The organism is Pedobacter sp. UC225_61 (assembly GCF_044452285.1).
Taxonomy (GTDB): Bacteria; Bacteroidota; Bacteroidia; order Sphingobacteriales; family Sphingobacteriaceae; genus Pedobacter.
On record NZ_JBIOAL010000001.1, the window covers coordinates 2334437 to 2349212 of the forward strand.

Below are 14776 nucleotides of genomic sequence, written 5' to 3' on the forward strand. Positions count from 1 at the left end.
CTTAAACCTTTTACCTCAAATTATCCGTTCATTCCCATTAAAAATTCTTCGTTGGTTTTGGTGCCTTTTATCTGCGCTTGTACCAACTCCATCGCTTCTTGAGAATTCATATCTGCTAAGTGATTACGTAAAACCCAAACACGTTGCAGGTTTTCTCTATCTAACAATAGATCATCTCTACGCGTACTTGATGCAGTGATATCGATAGCAGGGAAAATACGTTTGTTAGATAATTTACGATCCAACTGAAGCTCCATGTTACCAGTACCTTTAAATTCTTCGAAAATTACCTCATCCATTTTAGAGCCTGTATCTGTTAAAGCAGTTGCTAAAATAGTTAATGAACCACCTTTTTCAATATTACGAGCAGCACCAAAGAAACGTTTTGGTTTGTGTAATGCATTTGCATCGACACCACCTGATAATATTTTACCAGATGCTGGTGCAGTTGTATTATACGCTCTCGCTAAACGAGTAATCGAATCTAAAAGGATAACCACATCATGACCACATTCTACCAAACGTTTAGATTTCTCTAATACAATATTGGCAATTTTCACATGGCGTTCTGCTGGCTCATCAAAAGTAGAAGCAATAACTTCTGCTCTTACACTACGAGCCATATCGGTAACCTCTTCCGGACGTTCATCAATTAACAGAATAATTAAATAAACTTCTGGGTGATTTTTAGCAATCGCGTTAGCAACTTCTTTTAATAAATTGGTTTTACCAGTTTTTGGCTGTGCCACAATTAAACCACGTTGCCCTTTACCTATTGGGGTGAACAAATCCATGATGCGTGTAGAGTAATTAGACGCATCAGTAAATAAGTTTAATTTTTCTGTAGGGAAGAGAGGAGTAAGGTAATCAAAAGGAACGCGGTCACGCACATCAGCAGGGATACGGCCATTGATGCTTACTACTTTTACCAAAGGGAAATATTTTTCACCTTCTTTTGGTGGACGAATACTTCCATTAACGGTATCGCCAGTTTTTAAACCAAATAATTTAATTTGTGATTGCGATACATAAATATCATCTGGTGAAGATAAATAATTGTAATCTGCCGAACGCAAAAAGCCATATCCATCTGGCATAATTTCTAAAACACCTTCGTTAGTAATGGTATTATCAAAATCAAGATTGGAATAGCTGGTCTCGTTTTGTTTATGATTTCCGCCGTTTTGATTTGGGTTATTTTGCCCTTTTTGCGGACGGTTATTGTTATTGTCTTCTCTTGGAGCTCTTTCTTCTCTAGCTGGTTTTTCTTCACCAACTGCAACTTCTTTAGCAGCTCTTGCTTCTCTTGGCAACCTGTCTTTTTTATTTTGTTGATTAGGATTAGATTGAGCAGGTTTATTTGCTTGATTTTGCAATTTTTCTGCAATGGTTTCTAAACGTTCCGGATCATTTACAAAATCTGGAGGTAAAGTAACTACTGGCGGTTCAACTTCAGCAATTTCAATTGTTGGTTCAGTTTCAGGTTTACGCGTTTGCGGTTCATCAAATAATGTTATCCTTTCGCGTTCTGGTTGTTGTAGCTGAGTACTTTTGTCATCTTTAGAGATACGAGCTCTCTTTTTTGCCAATGGTTTATCAGAAGCAGCAGTATTTTCTTTAACCACTTTAGGTTTAGTAGCGGTTACAATTGGTCTTGCAGTTTCTGTTACTACCTCAGCAGTTGTGCTTTTGCTTGCTTGTTGCTGTAGAATTTGTTCAATCAGGTCGTTTTTACGCAAATCATCTGCGTTATTTATGCCTTCATTTTTTGCTAACTCACGTAATTCTGCAGTAAGCTTTTCAGTTAATTCTGTTTTATTAAACATTTATATGTGTTTGTCGAGAAATTTAAATTGGGTTTATCAAAAGAATATAACGGAAAAATGCCTTTAAAAACATTTATAGAACAATATTGGTTGAGATTTTTCTGGGATATTCAGATAAACATTCGGAAATTATGGCACAATTGTATGTATTTGAAAATTAATAACCAACTAAAATTGAAAATTGTTTAAAAAAAGTTTTGTTTGTGCAAATATAGTAGCCCTAAAAATCGTTAAAAATTGACATCTTTGTGCACCAATTCTCCCATTAAAATGAACAAGGAACAGCTTTTTGAGCAGATACAAAAGAAAAAATCTTTTTTATGTATTGGTCTAGATCCAGTGCTAGATAAATTACCAAAGCATTTGTTAAAGTACAACGATCCAATTTTAGAGTTTAACAAACAGTTAATTGATGCTACTCATGATCTTTGCATTGCCTATAAGCCAAACACTGCATTTTATGAAAGTAGGGGAGTTAAAGGTTGGGAAACATTGGTAAATACTTGGAAGCACTTTCCAAAAGATGTTTTTACCATTGCTGATGCGAAACGAGGAGATATTGGTAATACATCTGCTATGTATGCTGAAGCTTTTTTTAACGAAGAAAGTTCGCAAATGAGCTTCGATTCCATTACTGTAGCGCCGTATATGGGTAAAGATTCAGTTTCTCCTTTTTTAGATCATCCAAATAAATGGGTTATCCTTTTAGCGTTAACTTCCAATACAGGAAGTCAAGATTTTCAAATTAAGGAAAGTGATGATCAAAAACTATATGAACAAGTAATCACCACTTCGCAAAAATGGGCAACTAGTAACCAAATGATGTACGTTGTTGGTGCAACAAAACCTGAAGAGTTTCAAAATATACGCCGATTGGCGCCTGACCACTTTTTATTAGTTCCAGGAATTGGTGCACAGGGTGGAAGCTTATCGGCAGTTTGCCAAAATGGTTTAAACTCACAATGTGGATTATTAGTGAATTCGGCTAGAAATATAATTTATGCTAGCGACGGTTTAGATTTCGCCGAAAAAGCAAGAGAAGAGGCATTGGTTTTACAACAAGAAATGGAGCAAATTTTAATAACCGCCAACTTAATATGAAATCAAAACCCGATTTCAAGTTAATTGTAGCGTTACTTGCCGTAGCAATTGTTTGGGGTACCACCTATTTAGGTATTCGAATTGCTGTGCAAACTATACCGCCTTGGTTTGTAACTGCCATGCGTCAAACTATCGCATCACTTATTTTATTAATCGTTTTATTACGTAAACAAGAATTAAAATGGATTGGCTGGCCGGCTTTTAGACGACAAATGCTACTCTCTATTTTGATGATTGTAATTGCGAATGGAATGACAACCGTAGCCGAACAGAGTATTCCTAGTGGATTAACTTCATTGCTAAATGCACTATCACCAATTATAGTTTTTATTGGAAGTGTACTAATAGGATTGCAAAAACCAAGTTTAAAAGGCTTTGTTGGGGTAACTATTGGATTTTTAGGGGTAGCTTTTATTTTTAGGGATGGGCTAAGTGATTTATTAGATCCTAATTATAAAACAGGAATTATGTTTTTAGCGGTGGCTATTTTGGGCTGGGCAAGTGGAACGATTTACACTAAAAAATACACACATAAAAGCTCAAATATATTCCTTGATTTATTTTATCAATTTGTTTTTTCGGCCGTAGTTCAGCTTGTTTTAGCATTGTTTTTTTCAGAAAAAATACAACCAAGTACATGGAGCGTTGAAAGCCTTTCGGCAGTGGTATATTTAGGTTTGTTTGGATCTGTTATTGGTTATTTTTGTTATAACTATGCGCTTAAAAAAGTAACTGCAACTGAGGTTTCAATACTTTCTTATTTTAATACCATTATTGCCATATTTTTAGGGTGGCTTGTTTTGGATGAAGTAATTACATTTGATTTACTTATCGCAACCGCACTTATTATTAGCGGAGTTTTTATTACTAATTATAAGAAAAATCAAGAAGGAACTGTTTAGGTAATCTCGTTAAAAGTAATTTCATTAATTAATACTATATTTTTAATATCTACTAGTTAAATTTTGTAATAAAGTATTCCAAATACATTTTATTGCATAATTTCATTCATGAACTTTCCTGAAGAATTTTTGCATTTTATTTGGCAATTTAGATTATATGGTGCCCAAAAATTGTACACTACACATGGTGAAGCCATTGAAATTATACAACAGGGTATTTTAAATAAAAATGCAGGGCCAGATTTCAATAATGTCAAGCTAAAAATAAATACCACCACATGGGTTGGGAATGTAGAAATTCATCTTAAATCATCAGATTGGTTAATGCATAAACATGAACTTGACAGTGCTTATGAAAATGTAATTCTGCATGTAGTTTATGAAGACGATGTCCCTGTTTATCGAAAAGATGGGACTTTATTACCTGTTCTTTTGCTAAAAGGACTTTTCCCATCGCATTTGTTAAATAATTATGAACAGCTAATTACTTCAGCAAATAATTTCCCATGTGAAAAACAAATTCACGAAGTGGATGAGTTTCAAGTCAATGGATTTCTATCTCGTGTTTTGGTAGAACGATTGGAGCAAAAATCTACAGAAGTTAAAGAGAAATTAAACGTTTTAAAAGGTGATTGGGACGAAACATTTTATCATTTTATGGCCAAAAACTTTGGCTTTAAATTAAATGCTATCCCGATGGAAATATTGGCTCAATCTTTACCGCAACACCTATTTGCTAAGCATAAAGATAATCCTTTACAAATTGAAGCCTTAATTTTTGGTCAAGCAGGGTTTTTAAATCAATACTTTGAAGAGGAGTATCCACAACAACTCAAAAGAGAATATCAGTTTTTACAAAAGAAATATAACCTCATGCCAATAGATATTTCGCTCTGGAAATTCATGCGAACTCGACCTCAAAACTTTCCAACCTTAAGGTTAGCTCAATTTGCGGCACTTATTGTAAATTCTAATCATTTGTTCTCTAAAATTTTACTGATTAAAAATCACCGAGATTTACAGCAAATCTTCGAAAATTTACCTGTTCATCCATTTTGGAAAACGCATTACCATTTTAATAAACAAACTGAAGATGTTGGATTGCAATTAGGCCAAAAATCAATACATAATATCCTTATTAATACATTGAGCTTATTTCTTTTTACCTATGGGAAAATAATGGATCAATACAAATTGATTAACAGGTCGTTCGCATTATTAGAAAATTTATCTGCAGAAAATAATGCAATTATAAAACAATATACATCTGCAGGAGTTAATATTAAAAATGCATTTAACTCACAAGCAATATTACAATTGAAAAAAGCATACTGTAATGAAAAAAAATGCTTAAATTGTGTTATTGGAATTAAAATTTTAAAACAATAAGATGTTTCAACGTATTGTTACCTTTTTCGAACAGCAAAGCTTTGGGGTTTCTACTTATTTGGCGAATAAGTTTAACATGAGTACAAGTAAAGTACGTTTATTCTTTATTTACTCATCTTTTTTGGCGGTAGGATTTCCAATTCTATTTTACATTTTAGCAGCCATAGTTTTAGACATTAGAAACTATATGAAAAAAGTGAGGTTAAGAGTTTGGGATATTTAAGAATTAATCCTCAGGCATCAAAATCTCAGCAATTTCATGAAATCCCTTATCCTCAGCTAAATCGGCTGGTAATTTACCTCCTTCCATGCGCAAAGAAACTTCTGCGCCATGTTCTAACAATAAAATAATCAGCTCAATATTGCCCAATTGTGCCGCAGAATGTAAAGGTGCAACACCAGATTTTTGACAAACATTTGGATAAGCTCCTGCATCTAATAACATTTTTGTAATGTTAAAGTTATTTGCAGCTACCGCAGAATGAATTGGGAAAACATTAAAACCATTTTTGCTGGGAACATTTACTTCTGCACCTTTTAAGACCAAAAACCGAGCAATATCTTCATGTCCAAAATAACAAGCTAATCCCAAAGGTGTAAAACCATCTACAGAATGTGAGTTTATGCTTTGAGGATTTTTAAAAATCAACAATGTCACGTCGTCAAATTTTCCTAACGCACACGCTTCAAACAAGTCTAATTCTTGAACAAATTCTGCAATTACATTCGCTATTTCTTGTTTTTTATAATAACAAGCCAACAAAACTGGAGATATTTGATGAGAAGTAGTTTTAGTTGCCAACTCTGGTTTTTGTGTAAGCAAGGCTGTAACTTCTTCTATTTGATCATTTTCTATAAGCGTTTCGAGATGCGTAATATCCATTTTTAGATAGCTTTAAAACCAATATGTTAAATTAACAAAAATAAATTGAGATTTTAAGACGAAAAAAATCCTGCTCAATAAAAATCAAGCAGGATTAACCTAAAACAAAACTATTCAAACCGATATTATTCAGCTTTTAATTATGACAGTTGTTTTTACAGAAAGTTTAATACTGCTTAATAAATTTTAAAAAAGGCTTTTGGCAATTCAAAATAATTTGTTTAAATCGTATTCGTTTTATACATCACAAACAAGTATATGTTTTATATTTGTTGATTAATATAGTAAACGAAAGATGTCTGTAAAGGGGAATCAATTTAGGTCAAATTCATTTAAACAAGATACTGAACCATCTAAAATTGGTCAGAAACAAACTACAAGTAAGGCACCCGAGCTAAGGCAGATATTTTACCTTCCTTTGATTTGCAAAATGGCAGATTTGTAAAAATCGTAGGACTTTTCTTCGTAATTATTTCTATTTATTTTTTAGTTGCTTTTACTTCTTATTTATTTACTTGGCAGGAAGATCAAAGCTATGTAATTGATGCAAATGGCGGTTGGAGTAATTTGTTTAAAACTGTTGATGAACTAAAAAATAATGGAGTAGATGCGCCAGTAGTCCAAAATTGGTTGGGTAAAATCGGCGCTTTATTGTCACATCAGTTTATATACGAGTGGTTTGGAGTTGCTTCATTCCTGTTTATTTTTGTGTTTTTTGTAATAGGGTATCGTTTATTATTCAAGGTTAAAATATTTGCAATTGAGAAAGTATTAGGATATAGCTTTTTCTTTTTATTGTTCATTTCTTTAGCTTTCGGTTTTGGACATTCATTTTTTAAAGATACACCACACTTTTTAGAAGGGGAATTTGGATATTGGACTAATAAATTATTGGTCGCCCAAATTGGACAAGCAGGTGTCGGTGGGCTAATTGTCTTTTTAGGTTTAACTATTTTAATTATTGCGTATAACATCGATTTTAAAATCACAAAACGAACTAAAGAAGTTTATTTAGAAAATGAAGTTCCTGATTATGTGAATGATATTAGAGCCGATGAAGCGAAAAATAAAGAAGAAGAACTAGCAGCAATACCAGTTGAATTTAATATAAACGATAGATTTAAAAACGAACCTAAAAAAGATCAAAATATTGTTTTAACACCTAATCGCTTTGAGAAAAGAGAAGAGGATGAAGAAGACATCATAGCAGCTCCACTAGGTACAAACGTGTTATTAACGCCAATGGCTGCTGCAGCGGCCACACCATTAGAAGTTGCACCAGAACCAGCTTTTAGTGTAGAGAAAAGTGAAGATGAAGTAAAAGCAGATGGATTAGTAGAACAGTTTGGTAATTACGATGAGAAATTAGATTTATCAGGTTACCAGCACCCACATTTAGATTTGTTAGAAAACTACGGCACAAATAAAATTTCGGTAAATGCCGAAGAATTAGAAGCCAATAAAAACAAAATTGTAGAGACCTTAAATCATTACAATATTGAAATTGATAAAATTAAAGCTACAATAGGTCCAACAGTAACTTTGTACGAAATTATTCCAGCCCCTGGAGTTCGTATTTCAAAAATCAAAAACCTAGAAGACGATATTGCATTGAGTTTAGCCGCATTGGGTATTCGTATTATTGCTCCAATGCCTGGTAAAGGTACAATTGGTATAGAAGTACCAAATCAACATCCAGAAATGGTGTCGATGCGGAGCATTTTAAACACAGAAAAATGGGCAACAAATACCATGGATTTACCAATTGCTTTAGGTAAAACAATTAGTAATGAGGTCTTTATTGCAGATTTAGCTAAAATGCCACACTTATTAGTGGCTGGAGCAACTGGCCAAGGTAAGTCGGTTGGTATTAATGCTATTTTAGTTTCGTTATTATTTAAAAAACATCCAGCGCAGCTGAAATTTGTATTGGTAGACCCGAAAAAAGTAGAGTTAACTTTATTCAATCGAATTGAAAGACACTTTTTAGCCAAATTACCTGGTGAAGCGGATGCTATTATCACAGATACTAAAAAAGTTGTAAATACCTTAAATTCATTGTGTATAGAAATGGATCAGCGTTATGATTTATTAAAAGATGCACAAGTAAGAAACCTAAAAGAATACAACGATAAATTTATTAAACGTAAGCTTAACCCTAATAATGGACACCGCTTTTTACCTTTCATTGTTTTGGTGGTAGATGAGTTTGCCGATTTAATGATGACAGCTGGTAAAGAAGTAGAAGCACCAATTGCTCGTTTAGCACAATTAGCTCGAGCCATCGGTATTCATTTGGTTTTAGCCACACAACGCCCATCTGTAAATATCATTACAGGTACTATTAAAGCCAATTTCCCTGCGAGGTTAGCGTTTAGAGTGCTTTCAAAAATAGACTCAAGAACTATTTTAGATAGTGGTGGTGCCGATCAATTAATTGGTAGAGGAGATATGCTTTTATCAACAGGTAGCGACTTAATAAGGCTACAGTGTGCTTTTGTTGATACACCTGAAGTAGATCGTATTTCTGAATTTATTGGCAACCAACGCGGCTATCCTGATGCATATCAATTGCCAGAATATATAGATGAAAATGCAGAATCTACCAGAGGTGATTTTGACCCTGATGATAGAGATCCATTGTTTGAAGAGGCGGCGCAATTGATTGTGACACACCAACAGGGCTCTACTTCGTTAATTCAACGTAAAATGAAATTAGGGTATAATAGAGCTGGTAGAATTATTGATCAGTTAGAAGCCGCAGGAGTTGTTGGCCCTTTTGAAGGTAGTAAAGCTAGAGAAGTTTTATTACCTGATCAGTACGCTTTGGAACAGTTCTTGAATACTCTAAATAACAAACAATAGATGTATAGCGCTGCTAACCAGTCAATGAAGTGTTGTTAGCGGTTAATTAAAGAAAACATGAAAAAGATAATAGTAGGATTAGTAATGGTAAGTGCATTTAGTTTTACGGCAAATGCACAAACAGATGCGAAAGCAAAAGCGATTTTAGCTGAGGTAAGTAAAAAATATCGTTCGTACGATGTCGTGAAAACTGATTTCACATTTACGTTGAACAATGCACAAGCTAAAGTTAAAGAAACTCAACAAGGTACTTTATATGTAAAAGCAAATGCTAATAAATATAAAGTAGCAATGACTAATCAGGATTTGATTAGCGATGGGAAAGTGCAATGGACTTATCTTAAAAGCGATAAAGAAGTACAAATATCTAATGTAGATAATAGTGGAGATGCTATCAATCCTGCAAAGATATTTACGATTTATGAGAAAGGATTTAAATATTTATATACTGGCGAAAACAAGGTTGGCACTAAGGTGTATCAAATGATAGATTTATCTCCAACGGATGCTAAAAAATCTGTATTTAAAATTCGTTTAAGTATAGATAAAGCGTCTAAACAAATCGCTAATGTGGTTATTTTCGAGAAGAATGGAAATACGTACACCTATAACGTTAAAACCTTTTCACCTAATGTAAAAGTACCAGAGACTACTTTTGCTTTTGATGCCAAAAAATATCCTGGTGTTGAAGTGGTAGACTTAAGATAATTTTATTCTCCGGATACTATAGGGTTTACATGTTAAAAGGGTTTGGACACTTGTTCAAACCCTTTTTATTTTAATCATTTTTAGGTATAATTGCTGAAGCCCCATCTTTAATTGCTTAATCATTACATGAAAAAAATAGGATTGTTATTAATTGTCGCTTTATACTGTTTATCCGCCAATTCGCAAAACACAATATTTACGATAAACGGCACAATAAACGGCAAAAATGAAGGCTACATCTATCTTAGCTATACAGATAAAAATGGACAACCAAAAACTGATAGCAGCGCAATTACTAACCAATCTTTCCTATTTAAAGGAGAAATTAACGAACCGCAGAGTGTTTCTTTAAGAAGTTCTTTAAGGATAAGGAATATGGATGATCCTAATTTTGCAACGTTCTTTATAGAACCAAGCAATATGAAACTAGAGATTACCCAAGGTGATTATAAGAATTTTATTCTAAGGGGCTCAAAAACACAAGAAGAACTTAATGAGTTAACCAAACTCAAGGCACCAATTAATACAGAATTAAAAAAATATACTGATGCTTATAAGTTTGCAAATGATGCATATATCAAAGCAGTACAAGCAAAATTACCGCAAGACCAACAAGATGCACTTCATAAAAAAGCAAATGATATTAGAGATCAATTCGCACCTTTTACTGCAAGAAAGAATTTAGTTGATTATGCATTTATATCAAAAAACCCGAATTCATACATCTCTGTCTATTTTTTAAGATTTAAGCTATCGGGTTTGCCGTTAGATTCTATTCAGCTATTTTATAATGCGTTTACACCAAAGATTAAAGAAAGTGCTTTTGGGAAACAGATTTCAGCAGAAATTGAAAAGCTTAAAAAAGGATCCCCTGGAGCAATAGCAACAATTTTTACCAGCACAGATATCAATGGACAGCCTTTAAGTTTAGCTGATTTTAAAGGTAAATATGTGCTGCTCGATTTTTGGGCTAGTTGGTGTGTACCTTGTCGAGAAGGTAATCCACACTTGAAAACTTTGTATACTACCTATAAAGACAAGGGATTTGAAATAATTGGAATTTCTGATGATGATACAAAACCTGAGAATTGGAGAAATGCGGTTAACCAAGATCAAATTGGAATTTGGAAACATGTTTTGAGAGGACTAAAGCGAACTTCAACTGGTTTTGACAGAACAAATGATATCAGTGAAAACTTTGGTATTTATACCTTGCCTACTAAAATCTTGATTGATAAAGACGGTAAAATTATTGGTCGTTATGGAGAGGGTGAAGTTGATGTAGTTGCAATGGATAAAAAATTAGCAGAAGTCTTAGGCAAATAATCACTTATTTTGAAAATCACATTTTTAGGTACAGGTACATCACAAGGCATTCCAGTAATTGGATGCAATTGTTCTGTATGCCAATCTTCAGATAAACGTGATAAAAGATTACGAGTTTCAGTGTTGATAGAAACTGGAGATAAAATTATAGTAATTGATAGCGGCCCTGATTTTAGGTACCAAATGCTGAGGGCAGGAGTAAAAGATTTAGATGCTATTTTGTTTACTCATGAGCATAAAGATCATGTTGCAGGTTTGGATGACATCAGACCTTTTAATTATATTCTTAAAAAGAAAATAGATATTTATGCAACTGAAAGAGTACAAGAAGCTTTAAAAAGAGAGTTTTCCTATATTTTTGCCGATACCAAATACCATGGTTTACCACAAATAAATCTACATACAGTAACGGATAAGCCTTTTAAGATAGGCGAAACTAGTATCACACCAATTGAAGTTTTACACTATAAATTACCTGTTCTTGGCTATAGATTTAAGGATTTTACTTATATCACCGATGCTAAAACAATTTCTGAAGAGTCGTTATCGAAAATAAAAGGCAGTAAATATTTAGTGATCAATGCCTTGCAAAAGGAAGATCACATTTCTCATTTTACATTAAATGAAGCAATTGCTTTCGCAAATAAAGCAGGGGCTGAAACAACCTATTTCACACATATGAGCCATAACTTAGGCTTACATGTTGATATTGAAAAGGAATTACCAGCTCACATCAAATTAGCTTATGATGGTTTGAGTTTTGAACTAGATTGATATATTTGCAACCGCTTACCCAGGTGGCGAAATTGGTAGACGCACCAGCTTGAGGGGCTGGCGCCCTTATGGGTGTGGGAGTTCGAATCTCCTCTTGGGTACAACAGAAACCTTCTCATTTGAGGAGGTTTTTTTGTTTAATAGCATAGACTAAATCCTATTCGGTCTTTTAATTAGATCATCTGATTCATCTTTTTTATTGACTTAATCCTATTTTCTTTCGATAATTTCTGGAACATTCACTACCTTACAAGTGAGACCCGCCATCCTTTCAATCGCCAAATATGAATAATACCGATCTATATAGTCTTTTTGAATTATGTCCTGTGCCAATGTGGGTTTTTGAAGTGAAGAGTTTACGTTTTTTAGACGTAAATGTTGCTGCAACATTAGAGTACGGTTATACAAAAGAAGAATTCCTCTCAATGGATATTATGGCTATTCGGCCAGCAGAAGACGTGCAAGAGGTGAAAAATATCGTAGAAGCCAATTCAAAAACAGGAGCTTTTTTTAGGAATGTATTTCGACATCTGACTAAGAAAGGAAAGTTGATCTATGTACAAATAGCTAGTAATGCGATTATCTACCAAGGTATTCCTGCTAGAGTAGTACTAGCAATGAATGTGACCGAAAAGTTTGAAGTACAACAGGCACTTCTTACCAACGAAAGGCGCTTTAAAGCACTTGTTCAAGACGGTTCGGACATGATCACTATTATTGATAGAGAATTTAGATATAGTTACGTTAGCCCTGCTTCGCAAAGAGTATTTGGTGTCGTACCAGAATTTTTTATAGGAAAGAAGGCATTTGATTTTATCCATAAAGATGACATAGCGAAAGTAGAGCAAGAAGCAGTAGAGATATGGGATAAAAAGACCATTCAATTGTCGCCATATCGTTATAAAGATGCAAAAGGCGGATGGTTGTGGATAGAAACGAAAGCCACTAACCTTTTTGATGATCCTGCAGTAACAGGAATAGTTTGTACCTCTAAAGATATTACGGAAAGAATAATAGCTGATCAGCGAGTTGCAGAAAACGTAGAACGGTTTAATATCGTTTCCAAGGCTACAAGTGATGTGATCTGGGACTGTGACATCCTAAAAGGAACTATTCTATGGAATAGGGCGATTGATGGGATTCTAAAGTATCCTTTGAAAGAGCGAACTAGCCTCGATTGGTGGAAAGAGCACATTCACCCTCAAGATCGTGAAAGGGTATCAGTAAAGCTTGATGAACATATATCCAATGGGATTTCCAGATGGATGGATGAATATAGGTTTCTCTGTGGAGACGGAACGTATAAGAATATATTTGATAGGGGATTTGTAATGGTTGATGAGGCTGGTAAAGCCTATAGAATGATTGGAGCAATGCAGGATATTACTGATCGGAAAAGAGAAGAGGAGTGGTCTAAGCTCTTGGAATCAGTGGTTGTAAATACATCAGATGGAGTGCTTATAACAGATGCATCCAATTCCTCTCCAAAAATTATTTACGTCAATCAAGCAATGGTAAAAATGTCTGGTTATTCTAGAGAAGAATTAATAGGTAGTTCTCCTGATGTTCTTCACGGTAATAACACTAGTCAAATGGAACTTTTAAAACTAAAGTCAGCTATCGAAACTCGTACTTCCGCAAAGGTTGAATTAATTAATTATACTAAAAATGGTGAGCAATATGATGTTAGTGTAAGCCTCACGCCAATTTTCGGCGAGAATGGTCAACTTATGAGGTGGATTAGCATTCAGCGTGATGTTAGTGAGCAACGTAGATATGTGGAGCAAATCGAGGATAAAAACAGAAAGCTTCAGGATATTAGCTGGTTACAGTCGCATGTAGTACGGACACCTCTCGCCAGAATAATGTCTCTAGTAGAATTGATGGAGAATACAGAAGCTAACCCTAAGCAACTTGAACTTTTAGCTCATATGAGAACTTCAGCCGATGAACTGGATAAAATCATAAAAGAGATTGCCAATAATCATTAATACAAGGAAATCCTGCTAATCGTGAAGGGTTTTTGGTTTCTATCCTTGTAACATTTAAACGATATCGTTTGACCATTTACCCAAAATGTTTAAGTTTATTAAACTAATTTATACGTAATGATGAAAACAATTTCCCCTTATTTTTTAACCTTCCTATTCGTAGTTTCATTCTTTTTTGAGGGTTTTAGTCAAGTTGAAAAAGCAGAAACCGATATACAGCAAATCATGAAGCAACTTGAAGTTGTGGGCATGAGTGTAGCTGTTGTAAAAAAGGGTGAAATTATATACACGCATTCTTTTGGGTTAAAGAATATCGAGCAAAATACTCCGCTTAAAGATCAAGATATTTTCAGAATTGCATCTATATCTAAATCTTTCTCGGCAACATCTATCATGCAATTGGTGGCAGCTGGTAAACTTTCTTTAAATGATGATATGAGTAAGCTTGTGGGGTTTAAAATAAGAAATCCAAAGTTTCCAGAAACTGTAATTACACTTAAAATGGCCATGTCACATCGCTCAAGTTTAAATGATAGCGAAGGCTATTTAAATCTTGATGTGATTAATCCCGACAAAAATCCGAATTGGGCTAAATGTTATAGTGATTATGAACCCGGTACAGGTTATGCTTATTGCAATTTAAACTATAACTTAATTGGAACTATTATCGAAAAGCAATCAGGGGAGCGTTTTGATACCTATGTAAAGAACCATATTTTAAAACCATTAAATTTAAACGCAGGGTACTGTGTCGATTCATTGGATAATAATTTGTTTACAACCCTGTATGAATACAATGGGAAAACAAAGCAATTTACTGCTTCACCAACAGCCTATGCACCGCGTAGAGAAGAAATAAAAAACTATGTTATGGGATACAGTACACCAGTTTTTTCACCAACTGGTGGAATGAAAATTTCTGCAACCGATTTGGCAAAGTACATGACCATGCACATGTATTACGGGAATTACAAAGGCAAGAAAATCATTTCAAAAAAAGTATGCTAAAAT

At 34.0% G+C, this 14776-nt stretch carries 12 protein-coding genes and 1 tRNA gene; 11 read left to right on the forward strand and 2 right to left on the reverse strand.

The window, feature by feature from the left end:
- Positions 1 to 20: 20 nt before the first annotated feature.
- Positions 21 to 1826, reverse strand: a complete 1806-nt coding sequence (rho, locus tag ACHMWN_RS10835) for a transcription termination factor Rho (RefSeq protein ID WP_397300766.1) — start codon at positions 1824 to 1826, stop codon at positions 21 to 23.
- Between the two features lie 270 nt (positions 1827 to 2096).
- Between rho and pyrF the strand changes: the two genes are divergently transcribed.
- The 4 genes from pyrF (at position 2097) to ACHMWN_RS10855 (ending at position 5441) form a co-directional block, all read left to right on the forward strand.
- Positions 2097 to 2927, forward strand: coding sequence for an orotidine-5'-phosphate decarboxylase (gene pyrF, locus ACHMWN_RS10840; protein WP_397300768.1), 831 nt, complete (start codon positions 2097 to 2099; stop codon positions 2925 to 2927).
- Entirely contained in the window at positions 2924 to 3829 is a 906-nt protein-coding gene (locus ACHMWN_RS10845; RefSeq protein WP_397300770.1) for a DMT family transporter, read from the forward strand. The genes pyrF and ACHMWN_RS10845 overlap by 4 nt, the downstream gene beginning before the upstream one ends.
- Before the next feature lie 108 nt (positions 3830 to 3937).
- Complete coding sequence (locus ACHMWN_RS10850; RefSeq protein WP_397300773.1) at positions 3938 to 5218, forward strand: DUF2851 family protein; 1281 nt, start codon at positions 3938 to 3940, stop codon at positions 5216 to 5218.
- A 1-nt stretch (position 5219) separates the two neighbouring features.
- The gene (locus ACHMWN_RS10855) at positions 5220 to 5441 is read left to right on the forward strand and encodes a PspC domain-containing protein (RefSeq protein WP_173268611.1); all 222 of its coding nucleotides are present in this window, start codon (positions 5220 to 5222) and stop codon (positions 5439 to 5441) included.
- A gap of 3 nt (positions 5442 to 5444) precedes the next feature.
- Here ACHMWN_RS10855 and ACHMWN_RS10860 read toward each other — a convergent pair whose 3' ends face one another.
- On the reverse strand, positions 5445 to 6101 hold the full coding sequence (locus ACHMWN_RS10860; RefSeq protein WP_397300775.1) for an ankyrin repeat domain-containing protein: 657 nt from the start codon (positions 6099 to 6101) through the stop codon (positions 5445 to 5447).
- Positions 6102 to 6524: 423 nt separating this feature from the next.
- Here ACHMWN_RS10860 and ACHMWN_RS10865 point away from each other — a divergent pair, with 423 nt between their 5' ends.
- From ACHMWN_RS10865 to ACHMWN_RS10895, 7 genes are all read left to right on the forward strand, one after another.
- Complete coding sequence (locus tag ACHMWN_RS10865; protein ID WP_397300776.1) at positions 6525 to 8966, forward strand: DNA translocase FtsK 4TM domain-containing protein; 2442 nt, start codon at positions 6525 to 6527, stop codon at positions 8964 to 8966.
- Between the two features lie 57 nt (positions 8967 to 9023).
- The gene (locus tag ACHMWN_RS10870) at positions 9024 to 9674 is read left to right on the forward strand and encodes an outer membrane lipoprotein carrier protein LolA (RefSeq protein WP_397300777.1); all 651 of its coding nucleotides are present in this window, start codon (positions 9024 to 9026) and stop codon (positions 9672 to 9674) included.
- 126 nt (positions 9675 to 9800) lie between these two features.
- On the forward strand, positions 9801 to 11000 hold the full coding sequence (locus tag ACHMWN_RS10875; RefSeq protein ID WP_397300778.1) for a redoxin domain-containing protein: 1200 nt from the start codon (positions 9801 to 9803) through the stop codon (positions 10998 to 11000).
- Positions 11001 to 11009: 9 nt separating this feature from the next.
- Positions 11010 to 11774 (forward strand): MBL fold metallo-hydrolase, encoded by a 765-nt coding sequence (locus tag ACHMWN_RS10880; RefSeq protein WP_397300780.1) that lies wholly within the window; start codon positions 11010 to 11012, stop codon positions 11772 to 11774.
- Between the two features lie 17 nt (positions 11775 to 11791).
- Positions 11792 to 11875, forward strand: a tRNA-Leu gene (locus ACHMWN_RS10885).
- A 183-nt stretch (positions 11876 to 12058) separates the two neighbouring features.
- On the forward strand, positions 12059 to 13765 hold the full coding sequence (locus ACHMWN_RS10890) for a PAS domain S-box protein (protein WP_397300782.1): 1707 nt from the start codon (positions 12059 to 12061) through the stop codon (positions 13763 to 13765).
- 120 nt (positions 13766 to 13885) lie between these two features.
- Positions 13886 to 14773: a serine hydrolase domain-containing protein gene (locus ACHMWN_RS10895; RefSeq protein WP_397300784.1), complete on the forward strand. Its 888-nt coding sequence runs from the start codon at positions 13886 to 13888 to the stop codon at positions 14771 to 14773.
- Positions 14774 to 14776: the final 3 nt, after the last annotated feature.